The sequence below is a fragment of the Lysinibacillus contaminans genome (genome assembly GCF_001278945.1).
In the GTDB taxonomy this organism is placed as follows: domain Bacteria; phylum Bacillota; class Bacilli; order Bacillales_A; family Planococcaceae; genus Lysinibacillus; species Lysinibacillus contaminans.
In genome coordinates this window covers 1317204-1334663 of the sequence record NZ_LGRV01000003.1, presented here as the reverse complement: position 1 = coordinate 1334663, position 17460 = coordinate 1317204, and the positions used below count along the sequence as shown (strand labels likewise).

Annotated in this window: 19 protein-coding genes, 2 pseudogenes and 1 riboswitch; of the genes and pseudogenes, 20 read left to right on the top strand and 1 reads right to left on the bottom strand. The window is 39.8% G+C overall.

The genetic code is table 11. The features are described from left to right. From AEA09_RS08705 to AEA09_RS08620, 19 genes and pseudogenes are all read left to right on the top strand, one after another. Complete coding sequence (locus AEA09_RS08705) at positions 1-774, top strand: nuclease-related domain-containing protein (protein ID WP_082332606.1); 774 nt, start codon at positions 1-3, stop codon at positions 772-774. Between the two features lie 314 nt (positions 775-1088). Then, positions 1089-2447, top strand: a complete 1359-nt coding sequence (locus tag AEA09_RS08700; protein WP_053583459.1) for an aspartate kinase — start codon at positions 1089-1091, stop codon at positions 2445-2447. Between the two features lie 97 nt (positions 2448-2544). Next, positions 2545-2730, top strand: coding sequence for a hypothetical protein (locus AEA09_RS08695; protein ID WP_053583458.1), 186 nt, complete (start codon positions 2545-2547; stop codon positions 2728-2730). A 462-nt stretch (positions 2731-3192) separates the two neighbouring features. Next, entirely contained in the window at positions 3193-3876 is a 684-nt protein-coding gene (locus tag AEA09_RS08690) for an adenosylcobinamide amidohydrolase (RefSeq protein WP_053583457.1), read from the top strand. Next, positions 3873-4829 (top strand): adenosylcobinamide-phosphate synthase CbiB, encoded by a 957-nt coding sequence (gene cbiB / locus AEA09_RS08685; RefSeq protein WP_053583456.1) that lies wholly within the window; start codon positions 3873-3875, stop codon positions 4827-4829. Before AEA09_RS08690 ends, cbiB begins: the two co-directional genes overlap by 4 nt. Continuing rightward, complete coding sequence (locus tag AEA09_RS08680; protein WP_053583455.1) at positions 4816-5895, top strand: pyridoxal phosphate-dependent aminotransferase; 1080 nt, start codon at positions 4816-4818, stop codon at positions 5893-5895. The genes cbiB and AEA09_RS08680 overlap by 14 nt, the downstream gene beginning before the upstream one ends. Before the next feature lie 14 nt (positions 5896-5909). Beyond that, the gene (locus tag AEA09_RS08675; protein ID WP_053583454.1) at positions 5910-6518 is read left to right on the top strand and encodes a histidine phosphatase family protein; all 609 of its coding nucleotides are present in this window, start codon (positions 5910-5912) and stop codon (positions 6516-6518) included. A 13-nt stretch (positions 6519-6531) separates the two neighbouring features. Continuing rightward, positions 6532-7107 carry a bifunctional adenosylcobinamide kinase/adenosylcobinamide-phosphate guanylyltransferase gene (locus AEA09_RS08670; protein ID WP_053583453.1) on the top strand — a complete coding sequence of 192 codons (576 nt, stop codon included), beginning with the start codon at positions 6532-6534 and terminating at the stop codon, positions 7105-7107. Beyond that, on the top strand, positions 7098-7445 hold the full coding sequence (locus tag AEA09_RS08665) for a hypothetical protein (protein ID WP_053583452.1): 348 nt from the start codon (positions 7098-7100) through the stop codon (positions 7443-7445). Before AEA09_RS08670 ends, AEA09_RS08665 begins: the two co-directional genes overlap by 10 nt. A 48-nt stretch (positions 7446-7493) precedes the next feature. Further along, the gene (gene cobS / locus AEA09_RS08660; protein ID WP_053583451.1) at positions 7494-8270 is read left to right on the top strand and encodes an adenosylcobinamide-GDP ribazoletransferase; all 777 of its coding nucleotides are present in this window, start codon (positions 7494-7496) and stop codon (positions 8268-8270) included. Then, on the top strand, positions 8243-8839 hold the full coding sequence (locus AEA09_RS08655; RefSeq protein WP_053583450.1) for a histidine phosphatase family protein: 597 nt from the start codon (positions 8243-8245) through the stop codon (positions 8837-8839). The genes cobS and AEA09_RS08655 overlap by 28 nt, the downstream gene beginning before the upstream one ends. After that, positions 8791-9183 carry a bifunctional adenosylcobinamide kinase/adenosylcobinamide-phosphate guanylyltransferase gene (locus AEA09_RS08650; RefSeq protein WP_053583449.1) on the top strand — a complete coding sequence of 131 codons (393 nt, stop codon included), beginning with the start codon at positions 8791-8793 and terminating at the stop codon, positions 9181-9183. Before AEA09_RS08655 ends, AEA09_RS08650 begins: the two co-directional genes overlap by 49 nt. 20 nt (positions 9184-9203) lie before the next feature. After that, positions 9204-9698 (top strand): ECF transporter S component, encoded by a 495-nt coding sequence (locus tag AEA09_RS08645; protein ID WP_053583448.1) that lies wholly within the window; start codon positions 9204-9206, stop codon positions 9696-9698. Next, entirely contained in the window at positions 9695-10378 is a 684-nt protein-coding gene (locus AEA09_RS08640; RefSeq protein ID WP_053583447.1) for a hypothetical protein, read from the top strand. The genes AEA09_RS08645 and AEA09_RS08640 overlap by 4 nt, the downstream gene beginning before the upstream one ends. A gap of 110 nt (positions 10379-10488) precedes the next feature. Next, a riboswitch (cobalamin riboswitch) is annotated at positions 10489-10677 on the top strand. A 160-nt stretch (positions 10678-10837) separates the two neighbouring features. Next, a pseudogene (locus AEA09_RS08635) lies at positions 10838-12139 on the top strand (ribonucleotide reductase N-terminal alpha domain-containing protein); the annotation flags it as partial. Positions 12140-12282: 143 nt separating this feature from the next. After that, positions 12283-12513 carry a GIY-YIG nuclease family protein gene (locus AEA09_RS20610; RefSeq protein ID WP_425411978.1) on the top strand — a complete coding sequence of 77 codons (231 nt, stop codon included), beginning with the start codon at positions 12283-12285 and terminating at the stop codon, positions 12511-12513. Positions 12514-12516: 3 nt separating this feature from the next. Then, positions 12517-13011, top strand: a complete 495-nt coding sequence (locus AEA09_RS08630; RefSeq protein ID WP_053583446.1) for a hypothetical protein — start codon at positions 12517-12519, stop codon at positions 13009-13011. Positions 13012-13238: 227 nt separating this feature from the next. Then, positions 13239-14150 (top strand): annotated as a pseudogene (locus AEA09_RS08625) (ribonucleoside-diphosphate reductase subunit alpha); the annotation flags it as partial. Positions 14151-14162: 12 nt separating this feature from the next. Beyond that, positions 14163-15203: a ribonucleotide-diphosphate reductase subunit beta gene (locus AEA09_RS08620; RefSeq protein WP_053583445.1), complete on the top strand. Its 1041-nt coding sequence runs from the start codon at positions 14163-14165 to the stop codon at positions 15201-15203. Between the two features lie 322 nt (positions 15204-15525). On the opposite strand, the gene AEA09_RS08615 is transcribed toward AEA09_RS08620, so the two are convergent. Then, positions 15526-16125, bottom strand: coding sequence for a TetR/AcrR family transcriptional regulator (locus AEA09_RS08615; RefSeq protein WP_053583444.1), 600 nt, complete (start codon positions 16123-16125; stop codon positions 15526-15528). Between the two features lie 206 nt (positions 16126-16331). Between AEA09_RS08615 and AEA09_RS08610 the strand changes: the two genes are divergently transcribed. Beyond that, positions 16332-17444 carry an NAD(P)-dependent alcohol dehydrogenase gene (locus AEA09_RS08610; RefSeq protein WP_053583443.1) on the top strand — a complete coding sequence of 371 codons (1113 nt, stop codon included), beginning with the start codon at positions 16332-16334 and terminating at the stop codon, positions 17442-17444. Positions 17445-17460: the final 16 nt, after the last annotated feature.

Here is a 17460-nt window from a genome sequence, read left to right as displayed (position 1 = left end):
TTGATTACTTTGCTAATCAATCTTTTTTTAAATGGTAGAATGGCAAAAATTTATCAGCACGAACGACAACTAGAAAGAGATATCAAAAATTTAACAATGAGACGCTATTTGCACCGGATAGTATCGGTCATAGGTGTTCTACTCGTCGTGTTCATTCAGTGGCATTGGGACCAAGTGATTTGGACAATTATTTCTGCGGCACTTGTTGCTTTGTATATATGTCGCCAATCAATGTTAAAAAATCAGCTTGGTAAAGTGACAGCTGGTCTTGCAGGTGAAGACAAGGCACTCTATCTACTCTCGGAGCTGCCAAATACATACTCGGTTTTTCCGGATGTGAGAGTGGTGATTGGAAATAAGGAAAGTCAATTAGACACTATTGTTGTCGGACCAAGTGGTGTATTCGTAGTTGAGGTAAAAAATCTCTCAGGTGTTATTGAAGGCGATGCAACTGACCAGAGACTACGACAAACTAAACATCGTTCAGGTGAGACTACCTTTTATAATCCTGTCAAACAGGTGACAACACATGCCTATCGATTACATGAATTTTTACGTCTAAATCAACTGGACATCTGGGTGCAGGGAACCGTATATTTTGCAAATGAATCGACACAGATTAATGTTGAAAATAGCACAAACACCCCGATTTTTTCAGCGTATACTAATGAAAGTAAGCGTTTACTTTATTATATAGAAGAAAGACAGGGGATAGAGCTTTCAAGACGTGAGCAAAAAAGGATTGAAAAGCTGTTACAAAGCATTTTGGTGTAGAAACCAAGTGATATTCGCTTGCTTTTTTACAAGTAGCCTTAAAAGTATCTAATTCCATAGATATTTTAAGCTAGCTCAAGTAAATATTTTTCTAAATAGGTGAGCTGAATGAAAAAATTATAAAAAAACCTTAACTATTTCACTTGAAATCCGTATAATAAACCAAATGGTGCGAAAATTGCCCATATTTCAAAATTAAATTGCGTGAATTTTTGAAATTGTATTGACGTGGAGAATGATAGTTTGTACACTGTGTACATTCAATTGTTTTTTGGGAAGGTACACTCATTTTAAAAAGTTAGGATTTGATAGTTATGATCGTATGTAAATTCGGTGGAACATCAGTAGCGAGCGCTGAACAAATTCAAAAAGTGGCAGGCATTGTGAAAGCAAATCCGTCACGTAAAATCGTAGCCGTATCAGCACCTGGGAAACGCTCAGGCGACGATATTAAAGTAACAGATTTACTCATTGATTTAGCAGATGCAGCGCTGAACAATACCGATATAGAGACAAAAATACAAACAGTAGTGAGTCGCTATAAGGCGATTGCTGATGGTTTAAATTTAAATAATACAATTTGTGAAGTGATTGCAAATGATCTACGAGAACGCCTACAAGGGGACAAATCCAATACAGAATTATTCGTAGATAGTCTAAAAGCGTCAGGAGAAGACAATAACGCGAAGCTAATCGCTACGTACTTTAATTCGATCGGTATGCCTGCACGTTACGTAAGTCCAAAAGAAGGCTTAGTTGTAAATGACCTACCAGAGCGTACATTTGCACTACCTGAAGCATATGAAAATCTAGCTTCTCTTAAAAATACAGAGGAAATTATTGTTTTCCCTGGCTTCTTTGGCTATACAAAAGCAGGTGTATTACGCACATTTGATCGTGGGGGATCGGATATTACTGGATCAATTTTAGCAGCAGCTGTTGAAGCTGAGCTATATGAAAACTTTACGGATGTAGACTGTGTATTCTCTGCAAATCCAAAAGTTGTCAATGACCCAGTGGAGATTAAAGAAATCACATATCGCGAAATGCGCGAATTATCCTATGCAGGTTTTTCTGTCTTCCATGATGAAGCATTAATGCCTGTGTACAAGATTGGGGTGCCGGTTAACATTAAAAACACGAATAATCCTTCTGCTCCTGGTACACGTATCGTGCCTACTCGAAAAGCAACAGGTCGTCCAGTCACAGGAATTTCAGCTGATAGTGGTTTTTCGACGTTATATGTTTCAAAATATTTGATGAACCGCGAAATTGGCTTTGGTCGAAAGCTATTGCATATTTTAGAAGATGAGAACATTTCATACGAACATACACCATCAGGGCTTGATGATATTTCGGTGATTATGCGTTCGAATCAGCTAACACCAGAAATTGAAGAGCGTATTATGTCTCGTGTGAAAACTGAATTATTTGCTGATGATGTACAAATGTGTCATGGCTTCTCTATGATTGTTATTGTAGGAGAAGGTATGCGAAATAACACGGGTCTGGCAGCACGTGCTGCAACGGCTATTTCAAAAACAGGTGCTAATATCGAAATGATCAATCAAGGATCATCAGAGGTTAGCTTAGTATTTGGTGTATTAGAGGAATTTGAAAACCAAATTTTACAAGCTCTTTATGGAGAGTTTTTTTCACCAGTAAAAGCGTAGTCACATGACACTAATTCAGCCATCGCGGCTTGGATTAGTGTTTTCTTTTTCGCTAGAATAAGGTAGAATCGATGGCAGAGAGATAGGGGGAACAAAAGTGAATAAACTAGTATTTGGCATGGGTCTTTCAGTGATCGGTATATTAATTGTTTGTTTAACAATTCTAGATATACTGCCAGCATCTACGAAATCTATGAAGTTTGTCTGTATTGGCATCGGCTGGGTATTTATCATCGCAGGCTCAATTGTTCGTTTTAAAAACTTAAAATCGAAGCAACAATAGCAATAGGGAGGTGTCTTCAGAAAAAAGATATCTCCTATATTTATATTGAATTAAAGATTTGAACTATTATCTAACACCGCGGACATTCGCGACTAGCAATTTTCTTTTGCTACGAAAGCGCAGTGACAGAAGCATGCCGTATGATTGTATAGGTAATAGTTTGCAAGATACTAAAGTTTAACTTATATATTTACACACTTTTAATGACAGTGAAAATATTCCTAAGTAAATGATATGTGCTTAGTCTAAACGTAGGAATTTTCAGCTAAATGGCATTGTTTTTTATGTTATTATTATGATACAATTTCGATTAAATGAATATTGAAAAAATGTCGATTCTTATATTGCTTAAAAGAGAATTTACTAGGTTCAAGTTAGCCATGTGCGTACATATTTAATTAAATGAACGAGACAAATTCTGATGAACGGGAATTTGTTTTTTTGTTTTAGGAGGGCGAAATAATGGTTTTGCTTCAAAAAGAACATGTCAAAATTACTGACCAATATGTAGCCTTACAAATGGATAAGCCATTAAAAGTGGTCTCATCAGCAATGCATAACCCAGGTTTTGGTTATTATGCGAATTTTGTTAATCGGACAGTGCCTTATAAATATGATGAGCGTCATCCTCATGAAGAGCTGAAGCGATTTATAGAGAGTGAAGGTTTTACAGCGTCAAATACGGTTGCGATGATGACTGCTGTCTATGCGCGCTACGCAACAGTGCGTGAGTTCGACTACGAAGGGATTCGAATTGTTGTCATGATTACAGCAGGGCTTGGGAATGCTGTTGATATTACACGCGCGTTTCAAAGACAGGAGCAATACCATGCAGGCACCATTAATACATGGGTGCTGATTAATGGAAAGTTATCGGACGAGGCATTATTTCAAGCAATGATTTCGACGACTGAGGCGAAGGTCAAAGCACTTTTCGATGAAGAAATAGTAGATCCAACCACGGGAACGTTAGCAACAGGTACATCAACAGATAGCCTTCTCATTGCGTCAACGGAAGAGGGAGACTATCACCAATACGCGGGTCCGATTACGATGCTCGGCAAAGTCATTGGACATGGTGTCTACGAGACAATGCGAGAAGCGATCCGAAAATATAAAAAAGATAAAGAGGAGAATCCAATATGATTGCGCTGATGATCGCCTGTATCATCGGGCTAGTATTCGATTTAGTTGTAGGAGATCCACCGAAAATACCACATCCAGTGCGCTGGGTAGGGAAACTAATTCAGTCGCAAACCGAGCTATGGAATAAGGGGGAAATGCGTAAATTACGTGGCATGATTATGGCGCTTGCAGTCGTGGGTACGACGATGTTTGTTGTAACGGCAATTATACTTGTTAGCTATAATGTTAGTGTGATGTTTGGAATTGTTGTGGAAGGACTATTAATAGGTATAGGTTTAGCACAACGTAGTTTGAAAGAGGCAGCCATGGCGGTGTATGAGCCACTTGTAAAAGGTGATATTGCAGAGGCCCGTGTGAAGCTATCGTGGATTGTTGGGCGCGATACAGAAAAGCTCAACGAGGATGAAATTGTTCGTGGCGTCGTTGAAACAGTGTCAGAAAATACGAGCGATGGAGTAACAGCGCCGTTGTTTTACGCGTTTTTATTTGGCGCTATCGGTTTATGGGGTTATAAAGCGGTTAATACGTTAGACTCGATGATTGGCTATAAAAATGAAACATACCAAGACTTTGGTATGTTTGCGGCGAAGCTTGATGATGTGTTGAATTTTGTACCAAGTCGTATAACGGGGCTATTAATGGTACTTGGCACGAAAAATGAAACGAATGTGTCACTTGGTAAACGTTTGAAACGTTGGTTGCGAGACGCTAAAAAGCATCCAAGTCCGAATAGTGGTTATTTAGAAGCCGCGACAGCTGTGCAATTAGGCGTACAGCTTGGCGGTAAAAATACGTATCAAGGAATTGAATCTTTTCGAGCGACAATGGGGGAGAAATTAGTCCCTTTGACGAAGGAGCATATTGTAACAGCCGTCATTCATATGCGCGTGGCGACTTTACTCTTTACGCTCGTGATAATAGCAGTGGAGGTGCTTATTCTTGCAATTGCCTAATCACGGAGCAAATCCGCACAATGTGTATGGCCAGCTTGGGCTCGCTATGCCAACAGAAGTTTATGATTTTAGTGAAAATGTTAATGCCGCGGGTCCTCCGCCATTTGTTGAGGCACGTTGGCGTACATTTTTTCCGTTAATTCAGCGTTATCCTGATCCAGATGGGGAACCATTTTTATCGAAGGTAACGGCTTTTCATGGACTGCCAAAAGAAACAGTATTACTTGGAAATGGCGCATCTGAGTTATTTAGCGTTCTAGCCAGACGCTATGAAAAAAAACGAGTGATTGTCATTCATCCGACTTTTGCCGAGTACGAACGGACGTTAAAAGCAGCACATGCGGAAGTTATATCAGTTATCGTTGAAGATGTTATTCAATACGCACTGCCGATGGACCGTTTATTTGAGGAAATGATGGTAGCAGATGCATTAATCATTTGTACGCCAAACAATCCAACTGGGGTACTTCCTAAAAAGAATGAACTGGAGCAATTAATCGTACACGGGGCAAAAGTTCAATGTGAAATTATTTTCGATGAAGCATTTATCGACTGGGTAAGCGAAGATTTTTCTCTGATTGATTGTGTGGCGGAAAATCCACATGTCATTGTTGTGCGTTCAATGACAAAAATGTATGCTATACCTGGACTACGCCTTGGCTATTTAGTAGCCAGTCCAGGCATTGTGGCAACACTTAAGGAAATGTTACCGCATTGGAATATCAATGCTTTTGCACTTGTGATAGGTGCAGGCTGTTTAGACGAGAAAGACTATTGCCATAATGCTATACAACATGCGGCTACACAACGACAATGGTTGCATGAATTTTTAATAGCGCATGGCTGTCAAGTAACGAACAGTGTAACGAATTATGTGTGCTTTTCGTTACCGAAGTCAAATGATGCAGATGTGTTTTTTTCGTACTGTTTGGCGAAAGGTATCGTATTACGGCATACGAAAAATTTTAAAGGTCTTAACGGAAAATGGTTTCGCGTGGGGATGAAGGATATTACAGCAATGTCACATTTACATGGCTGTTTAGAGGAATGGTTTAAAACAATATAGCAAGGGTGAGATAAATGACAATGTTTTATCTTGTTAGACATGGGGAAACTGTTTGGAATAAAGAACATAGGTTGCAGGGGTGGCTAGACTCACCTTTATCGTCTGATGGTATTTTGCGTGCGAAAAAACTAGGTGAACAATTAAAGAACGTACCGTTTGCAGCGGCATACTGTAGTTCAAGTGAACGTACAAAGGAAACGCTTCACTATTTAGTGCACGATAAAAATATACCTATTTTTTATGAAGATGATTTGCGTGAAATTAATTTAGGGAACTGGCAGGGCATGACCATCGACGAAATTCGTGAGTTCGATCGTTTCGCTTATGAAGTATATACTGATTACCCAGCTCAATTTATTGCGACTCATACAGAAAGCTTTGGCGCTGTAACTGAGCGTGCGATGTATGCCTTGAAAAGTATTGCTAAGCAATATCCGGATGATACGATTTTAATCGTGTCGCACGGGGTGACGATTAAATGTATCGTAAATGCTATTTTAGGAAGAGGTATTGGACAAATATGGGCACTGCCTACGATTGAAGACACAAGTGTCACAATCGTGGATGCAGTGAATGATCAATGGGAAGTAAAAGAAATCGGTAGTACGTCGCATTTACAGTAAGGAGGCGTGAAAAATGCCACTTATTTTCATAACAGGTGGGGTACGCAGTGGCAAATCTCATTTTGCTGAACAGACTGCAGTAGCTCAATATCAAAACGAGTCGTTACGAGAAAAACGGCTCGTTTATATTGCTTCTGGCGTGGCAACGGACAAAGAAATGGAAAAACGTATTTTACGGCATAGAGGGGACCGACAAGCACAGGGTGTGACATGGCATACAATTGAATCGCCCTATAATGTGAATGTTGCTTTTAGTGAGCTAGTAGAAGGAGACGTAGTACTATGGGACTGTGTTACAACTTGGTTGACGAATGCTTTTTATGAAGGCTTCGATAGAGGGACACCATGTGTAGAAAAGCCCGGTTGCCTAGAGGAGAAGCTACGACTGATGAAAGAAGCGTTAGTGACGTTACTTGAAAAAAAGGTGACGCTTTTTGTTGTGTCCAATGAAATATTCGATGAGCCACCTTATACGAGTGAAGAAGTCGAATTGTATCGACAAATGCTCGGGAAATTACATCAATGGTTCGTTTCTGTCGCTAACGAGGCATATGAAATGAATTATGGTATCGTAAAGAAATGGAAATAAACGAATCATCATTCCGTCTTTGGGGGAGGTCGCTTAACCTCGATGGAAAGTCGCTCAACCTTGGGGCCAAGTCGCTCAACATTGGAGCTAAGTCGCTCAACCTTGGGGCCAAGTCGCTCAACATTGGAGCTAAGTCGCTCAACCTTGGGGCCAAGTCGCTCAACCTGGGAAGTAAGTCGCTCAACCTTGGGGCCAAGTCGCTCAACCTGGGGAGTAAGTCGCTCAACCTTGGGGCCAAGTCGCTCAACCTGGGAAGTAAGTCGCTCAACCTCGGGACCAAGTCGCTCAACCTTGGAGCCAAGTCGCCCAACCTCGGAGCCAAATCGCTCAATCTATGACAAATCCATTAATGTTTGAAATCAATAAACAAGAAAGAAGGCAAAGAGTTGAAAAATATATGGCATAGCGTATTACTCGCATTTCAGTTTTTTACAGTTTTGCCTGTACATAAAGAAATTCCGCTGACGAAAACTACGATTACCGGAATGTTTGCCTTTTTACCGTGGGTGGGTGCTATTATGGGGGGCCTAGTGGCAGCTAGTATTTACGGCTTAACGGAATGGACGGCAAGTAGTGAAATACTTCTAGCTTTTGTAGTGATAGTTTTATTTGCGCTCTTTACGGGTGGTCTCCATTTGGACGGCTTTATCGATATGGGGGATGCGTATTTTTCGTATCGTGACCGAGAGAAGCGGCTAGAAATATTAGATGACCCGCGCGTCGGGGCGTTTGGTGTCATGTCGGTGCTATTCTTAGTGCTCGGAAAATTTGTGGTGCTTCATGAATTATTCGCGCAGGATAAGTTAGCGTTGTGGATGCTGCTTTTTATTCCACTCGTGACAAGAGTTGGGATGAGTTTTTACTTTATGTCGTTGAAATGTTCGAAGGAGAAGGGTCTTGCGTACTTTTTTAGAACGCATATACAACCGGGAATGCTTGTAAGTTGGATGATTGGTACACTTATTATTGCTGTTAGCGGCGCCGTATATGTGACGGGTGCTTTATTTGTGCAGTTTGTGTTGCTAGCTGTTTTAGCCGTCGCACTTTTTGTATTTCGTCAGTTTACATTACGTAATTTTGGTGGTGTGTCTGGGGATTTACTCGGTGCATCGATTGAAGGAATGGAGGTCGTGTTATGGGTGACGTTGTTACTGTGCGTCTGATGCGACATGCGCCGACGAGAGAAAATATCGAAAAGCGTTATCTAGGCTGGACGAATGCACCTTTGTTAGATGATTCAGTATTACCAGAAGTGGACTTAAATGTGACCAAAGTGTATGGCAGTGATTTAATGCGCTGTCAACAAACAGCTGCTCGTTATTTTCCACTAGCAAACTACGTGCCAGAAACGCGTTTTCGGGAATCTAATTTTGGCGACTTTGAAGGAAAAACTTACGACGAATTAAAGTCAGATGATCGGTACTGTGAATGGCTAGATAATCCGGTGGAGAACATCCCACCAAACGGGGAGGGCTTTGATACGTTTTGTGCCCGAGTTATTGATGGTTTTTTAGCGTTACCAAAAGAAGAACAAGACTACGTACTTGTTGTACATGGTGGTGTAATTCGTACGTTATTAGTTCACTTTGCGCCAGAGGAAAAGCCTTTTTGGTCATACGATGTGCCGCATCATGTGATGTTCACGTTAATCTTTTCACAAAAGGCTTGGAAGGAGGGGGCGAGATGCATGTCTTTATCGGTGGTGCCTATAATGGGAAAACCAACTATGTAATGCAAGAGCTTCATGGGCAAGACGTATTTATTGCAGATGGCTTCTTTCCTGAAAAAGTCCCGCCATGTGAAGCGTTAGTGGTAAAAAATTTAGAAAAATGGCTCATAACACAAAATTTAGAAGAAGATGAGGCCATTGTCGCGCATATTTTAACACGACTAAAGGTTCTTGAAGAAAATTGTGCACTGTATATAATTGTGACGGATATGGGGCGTGGCGTGGTGCCAATGGAAAAACAAGCACGATTGCTGCGTGATACGTGTGGTCGTTTGTACCAGGCGTTATTTGCTGAAGCCGAACAAGTTATACGTATTTGGTATGGTATCGGCGAGACGATAAAATAAAAAGAAAAGAGGAAATGGACATGGATCGACAAAAATTAATGAACTTGACGCTAACAGCAATGGTTGCAGCTATTTGTGCAATTGGTGCAGTCATTAAAGTTCCATCGTTTGTATCAACGGCGGCACTAGACTCTGCACCTGCATTTTTAAGTGTAGTATTTTTATCCCCGATGTTAGCTGGAGTAGCGGGTATGATTGGATATTTTATTACAGCACTAACATCAGGTTTCCCACTTGGGCCACTACATATTATTATCGCATTAGAAATGTTTGTAGTAGTATGGATATTTGGTTTTATGCATAAAAAAGGGTTGAACCTCTTGAAATGGCCAGTAGCACTTATTTTAAATGGCATTGTTGCACCACTACCGTTCTATTTTATCATAAGTCCTGCATTTTTCTGGGGGTCATTGCCTAGTCTGTTCATGGCAACACTCATTAACCTAGTGATTGTCGCTGTAGCGATGCCAGTCATTTCGAAAGTATTTGTGCGAAAAGAAGGGCGAACACATTGAGAAATGCTGTAAGAATTGGCGGATTAATTGCAACGACAGATAATGCCGCGGCCATTGGTGAAAAACCACAAGATGTTGTGGCTGCACCTGACAAATTGACAGCATATTTAACAGCACGGGTCACATTTCTAGAGCAACTTGCTGCTAATGCAATTCCTACGCATATTTTACTTGCTAATTTTTCAGGGGACGATGCATGGAGTCGCTACGTAGCAGGAATTGAACAGGTATTTGATGAAATCGGTCTCGTGCGCCCACGTGTAGCTGGATCCTCTGAGTCAAATATGCCAACATTGCAATCTGGTTTATCCATTACAATGATTGGTGAGATACAAAAACGTGCTGTGTTTGAGCGTAGTGAACTAATTTGGTACACATACGGACTGCCGCTTGTTGGCAATGAGGTGCTCGAGCAACCTGAAAATGTAGCTCAATTGCAACCAATTTTTGATGCGTGGCAAGAAGAAATAGTACAGCAAGTTTGGCCAGTTGGATCTAAAGGGCTTCAAGTAGAATTTTCACGATTATTTGGTGATGAAAAAGTAGAAAGCTCACTAGATGTTGGAAAAACAGCGGGACCTTGTGCAGTCATTATTCTCGGTGTACATCCTGAAAAAGAGCTGCAAGCACAAAATATTTTCACTAGAAATTTTGAGAAATTGTGTATAACTACAGGTTAATCGGGCTTGCTTCGAGAAAAATTAGAGGCTTTGCAATTTCAAAGTGCAAAACACCTATTGAAACATCAAACACAATATGTTAGATTGGTTTAGGAGTTAAAACACAATATATAGTATTTTGGACAAACGGTACCATTATGGTTTAATAGGGAATTCGGAAATAGAGTGATCTAATGCCGAAGCTGTCCCCGCAACTGTGAGTGCTGACAAATGATCATAAAGCCACTGTGAAAAACGGGAAGGCGATCATTTGGCTAAAAGGCACGAGCCAGGAGACCTGCCGTTACGTTCAAGACAGCAACACATTCTTCGGGGATTGAGAAGTGGAGGCGAGAGATCTGTCCACTTCGATGTGTACATGTCCTTCATTTCCATTTCCGATTATTATGCGACCACGCAACCGATACATGTTGTGTGGTCGCTTTTTGTGTTGTCTGGTGAGAGAAAGGGAGAGAGTACATGACGATTCAAATAGAACAGCAAATTGCTAAGTTAAAGAAAAAGTACACGGAGGATGAACTTGAGAGTTTTGTAAGGTTATCGGATCGTTGGTTACGAAAAAATGAGGACGCTACGTTTGATGAGTGGGCAGATGCGTTGATTTTACAAACACTTAGCCTAATCGACGAGGAAGAGCCATACTGGACATTTGTCGCAGCGCATGTGTATTTAGAAAAATTATATAACCAATTTGCAATACGTCGTGATGTCAATGTGGAAGATGTTTATAAGTCATTCCCAGAGCAGCTAGCGCGTTATACAGAAGCAGGTCTGTACCATGAAAACCTAACGACAAAGTATAGCATGGAAGAATTAACAGAGCTGGCTTCTTATTTAGAACCAAGCCGGGATGAACTGTTTACGTATATCGGCCTGAAAACATTAATGGACCGTTATGTGGTGCGTGACTATACAAAAATGCCAGTCGAATTACCGCAAGAGCGCTGGATGGTCATTGCGATGACACTTATGCAAGATGAAACAGAAAATCGCTTAGAGAAGGTGCGCGAATCGTACTGGGCGATGAGTAATTTATATATGACTGTTGCTACACCTACATTATCGAATGCTGGGAAAACACACGGACAATTATCTAGCTGCTTTATCGATACAGTCGACGATAGCCTGCAAAGTATTTATGATACGAATACTGATGTGGCGACATTATCAAAAAATGGTGGGGGCATTGGCGTTTATATGGGCAAAATCCGTAGCCGTGGTTCATCGATTAAAGGTTTTAAAGGTGCATCGAGTGGAGTATTACCATGGATCAAACAGTTAAATAATACAGCTGTTTCAGTCGATCAACTCGGGCAGCGTCAAGGAGCAATTGCGGTCTATCTAGATATTTGGCATAAGGACATCTTTACGTTTTTAGATTTGCGCCTAAATAATGGAGACGAACGTTTACGTGCCCATGATATTTTTACAGGGCTTTGCTTGCCAGATTTATTCATGGAAGCAGTTGAGGCACGAGAAGATTGGCATTTATTTGATCCACATGAAGTACGTGAGATAATGGGCTTCTCTCTTGAGGACTTTTATGATGAGAAGAAAGGTGACGGTTCTTTCCGCGAGAAATACAATGCATGTATCGCGAATCCGTTACTAAGTCGTGAAGTTGTACAGGCCATTGATATTATGAAGCGTATTATGCGCTCGCAACTAGAAACCGGCGTACCGTTTATGTTTTACCGTGATGAAGTAAATCGTATGAACCCGAATAAGCATGAGGGAATGATTTATTCAAGCAATTTGTGTTAATTTTAGCACCTTCAATTAGAAATGATTGTCGAAAACTCCGTTAAACGGGGAAAGTCACATATGTGATAACCTACCGTGCTAAATCTTTTGATTAAGTGATTTAAGTTTCATATAATAGAACGAACATTCTGTATTTAGGGGTGAGGGCTATTTCTAATGCATATGGATTCATATATGAAACTATAAATAAAATAAATGGTAAGAAATATATTGGTAAGTGTATTTATGACCGAATAAATAACTGGGAAAATTATTTAGGGTCAGGAGTATATTTGAAAAGAGCCATTAAAAAATATGGTAAAGAAAATTTTGAGAAAAAAATAATTTGTATTGCCTACTCTGATGACGAACTAAACCAATTGGAAGAATAATATTTGAATTATTATGATGTAGTAAATTCGACAGAATACTACAATATTAAATTGACTTCTATTGGTGGAGATATCTTTACACATCATCCAAAAAAAGAAGAAATTAGAAAACAAAGAGTAAAGCAAATGTCTGGTGAAGGAAATCATCAATTTGGTAAAGCCAAAACGAAGAAAATGATTGATTCAGTAAAAAAGGCAAACTCCAAATGTATTGTCATTGACGAAGTACAATTTGAATCAGTTACTATTGCTTCTACAACATTAGGCATTGGAATTAGTACTATTAATTACCGATTGAATTCAACTACCTTTCCGACATACCAGCGTTTAATGCCGAAAAGGGAAACTAAAATCAATGGTTATAAATGTAAAGTTGGCAAACAAACATTTGATTCAATTGCAGACGCTGCAAAATTTCATTGCATTTCAACTCATGCAATGAGGAATCGTATGTATTCTCAAAATTTTCCTGATCATATAATACTTAATCAAAAGTAAAAGCCTAACGACTATCGAAAGCATAGCTCATTGAAAAACATGAGTGAAGAAGCGAGTAGAGTACCCCTCAAGCGAGGCCCGATTAAATACGGGATAATTCAAAAAGGGAAAAGCGGAGCATCCTACAGGTTGAGCTGAGGATGATGATATAGTCTCCTCTGTATAGTGATATACAGCAGTTCGTAAGAGAACGGATTAGGTTTAGCGAACCTAGTTGAAGAAGAAGGACAGAAATTTTTCAAAATATGTCACCTACAGAATTTGAATCGATCACACTTGAAGATGATGTCATTGTGACACGTCGTAAGCCAGGGGACTTTGTTGTATGTAACCTATCATCAGTCAATTTAGGAAAAGCTGTTCCGGCGGATGTGTTACCACGACTTATTCCGATTCAAGTACGTATGTTAGATAATGTTATTGCGTTAAATACAATTCCAGTGAAGCAAGCAGAACGTACAAATGCACGCTACCGTGGCATTGGACTTGGCACATTTGGCTGGCATCATTTACTGGCTCTAAAGGCAATTCAATGGGAATCGGATGCGGCGGTTGACTATGCGGACAAGTTGTACGAAGAAATTGCTTATTTAACAATTCAAGCATCCAATGCATTGGCGAAAGAAAAGGGTGCGTACCCACTATTTGATGGCTCGGATTGGCAAACAGGTGCGTACTTTGACAAACGTGGTTACGACACTGAGAAGTGGAATGCATTACGTGCTGAAATAGCAGAAAATGGCATGAGAAATGGCTACGTGATGGCCATTGCACCGAACTCATCGACGTCTATTTTAGCAGGTAGTACGGCAACGATTGATCCGATTTTCCAGAAGAGCTACTCAGAGGAGAAAAAGGATTACAAAATTCCAGTAACGGTTCCGGATTTATCGCCGGAGACTGTATGGTTCTATAAGTCTGCGTACTTCATTGACCAAAACTGGACGATTAAGCAAAATGCTGCACGTGCTCGTCATATTGACCAAGGCATTTCACTGAATTTATATGTGCAAAATACGATTAAGGCGAAAGATTTACTAGCACTGCATTTAAATGCTTGGGCAAGTGGTGTGAAAACGACTTATTATGTGCGTTCGACTTCAGTGGAATTAATCGAATGTGAGTCTTGTGCTAGCTAGGAGGAACAACTAATGACAACTATTATAAAACGACAAATTATGGATAAAGAGGCGCCGAACCGTTCGACAGCGATTGTCAACGGGCGCTCTTCAAACATTTTAAACTGGGACGACGTACGTTTTAACTGGGCGTACCCAAAATATAAAAAAATGCTCGGCAACTTTTGGACACCGTTTGAAATTAATATGAGTAATGATATCAAACAATTTTCAGAGCTTACAAAAGATGAGCAGGAATCATTCTTGAAAATTATCGGTTTGCTGGCACTATTAGATAGTGTGCAAACGGATTTTGCGGGCAAGGTAGCAGACTATTTAACAGATTCGAGTTTGAATGCACTGATGATTATTTTAGCACAGCAAGAGGTTATTCATAATCACTCGTATTCGTATGTGCTATCTAGTATTGTGAATAAAGATGTGCAGGATCGTACGTTTGACTTTTGGCGCACAGAGCCAGTTCTTGAGCGACGCAACGACTTTGTTATTAGAGGCTATCATGCATTTTCTGAAGAAGCGACAGTTGAAAATATGCTAGAAGCGATTGTTTATGACGTCATTTTAGAAGGGTTATTCTTCTACTCTGGTTTTGCGTTCTTCTATCATTTAGCACGCAATCAAAAAATGGTTGCTACTTCGACGATGATTAACTACATTAATCGCGATGAACAGCTCCATGTGGATTTATTCGTGAAAATTTACCGTGAGCTTTTAGAAGAATATCCTGAGTACGATACGCCAGAGCGAGAAGCGCGTGTACAAGAGATTTTCCGTGAAGCGGTGCAGCTAGAAGTAGATTGGGCAAATGAGGTTATCGGTGACAAGGTAGAAGGCTTAGATGTAGAGGATGTCCATGATTATGTCCATTTTTATGCCAATGTCCGATGCAATCAATTAGGCTATGAACGTCCATTTGATGGCTACCGCAAAAACCCATTAAAATGGGTGAAAGCATATGAGGATGTCGATCAAGGTAAAACAGACTTCTTCGAGCAACGTTCACGCCAATATGTGAAGGTTAATGTAGAAGATAACGGCTTTGACGATTTATAATATGGGACCACGTGAGCAAAAGCTTGCGTGGTTTTTTTGATTCTTTAAAGATTTACCAGAAAAGAGGAAGTGATACGAGAATAGGGAAGGCACTCAAGTTTCTCGAGAAATCGAGAAGAAATACCTCTTTGAATATGATTATCTTAAGTAGTTTTTTATGCCCAAAAGAACAAAAATATCTAGAGTTGAAAAATGAATGAAAGAGGGTCGTGGCTCAAGGTTTAGTTTTTTTATCACAAATGCTTGCCGTTCCTTAGCTTCCATAAAAAATAGCAACCAACATATTAATGTTGATTGCTATTTTTTGTTGTATTACAGATGATTAATTTTCCCTTGTTACCTGCATCATTAAAGAAGATTGAATATGTAATAAATTAATAATGCGACGAGCCATCTCGGAAGGGGAAGCGTCATAGTCGTTACGAATCCATTCGAGAATAAAACCGTAAATGCCATAGGAGCGATATTGAATAAAATAGTCGTCATTAATTTCAACATACTTGTCGCTGACAAACGACATTCTCTCTTGGAATATATATTGCAATTTGGAAAGTAGAGATTCTCGAATATTAGGAATACGGTCTTCCATAACGACTAAGTCATAGTAGTCACGATTGTCAACGATATATTGAAATACATCTGTACCATTTGGTTTCATACGTGTTAAATCGAGTAGTGGATTATCGCGCGTCGGTTTACAAAATTCGTACTCAAAGTCAATCATTTCAAGGCGAATTAAATCTTTTGCGAGTTCCTCCTTGCCATCATAATGCACGTAAAATGTCGTGCGATTGTAATTAGCTTCCTCCACGATATCCTTCACTTTCACATGCGAATATCCTTTTTCTTTAACGAGTTTTTTAAACGTTTGACGTAGTGTTTCTTTCGTGCGCTCAACACGGCGATCTTCTTTTTTTATCATTTACGCTCTCCCTTTTTAGACATTATAAAAAAAATGTTGAATAGAGATACAAAAATACTTTTGTGTTGAAAACCAATACAAAATAGATTTTTTGGTGATTGAACCAAAGACTTTGTAGTTATACACTCTACTTGAGTCAGTAATAAATGACTTTCATGTTCAGCATGAGAATAACATACAACACAACTAAAGTGAGGGCACAAAATATGGAAATTCAAGCAATGGTAACAACTCCTGAAAAAGACTTCGAAAAACAAACATTATTATTAGACGATCCAAAAGCAGATGAAGTGCTTGTTAAAATTGTCGCTTCTGGTGTATGCCACACTGATGCAACTGTATTAGATGGTACGCTACCTGTACCACGTCCAGCGGTATTAGGACATGAAGGTTCAGGAATCGTTGTAAAAGTTGGTTCAAACGTTTCAACGGTTCAAGAAGGAGACCACGTTGTACTTGGGTTCGCATATTGCGGTCACTGTGATAACTGCTTGGGTGGTAACGCAGGCGGATGCGAAAATATGATTCCATTAAACTTCTCTGGTCGTAATAAACATAATTTAACACCAATTCACACACATGACCACCAAGATGTATCGCAATTCTTCGGTCAATCATCATTTGGTACGTATGCAACAGTTGATGAGAAAAACGTTGTAAAAGTTGATAAAGATGCAGATTTACGTTACTTGGGCCCGTTCGGATGCGGTTTAATGACTGGTAGTGGTACTGTGTTAAACTCACTTGCTCCAGAACCTGGCTCAAGCATTGTGGTATTCGGTACAGGTGCTGTAGGTTTAAGTGGCTTAATGGCTGCTAAAATCGCAGGTTGCGATCCAATTATCGCCGTTGATATTCACGATAGCCGTCTTGAACTTGCAAAAGAGTTAGGTGCAACACATATTATCAATAGTACAAAAGAAAACCCAGCTGAAAAAATAAAAGAAATTACCAATGGCAAAGGTGCACACTACTCATTAGAAACAACGGGTGTACCAGAAGTAACGCTTGCTGCGATTCGTTGCTTACGCGTAAAAGGTGTTTGCGCAACAGTTGCAGTAGGTAAACGCGACTTAACATTCAACGTAACAAACGAATTATTGTTAAACGCTATTACATTACAAGGTGTTATCGAAGGCGATGCTGTGCCACAATTATTCATTCCAAAACTAGTTAAGTTCTTTAAAAACGGTCAATTCCCAATGGAGAAACTAGTTAAATTCTACGACTTAGAAGAAGTGGAACAAGCGTTTGAAGATTCTAAAAACGGTATTACAATTAAACCAATTTTAATTTTAGATAAAGAATATAAAGCGTAATTAATGAGGAGCAATA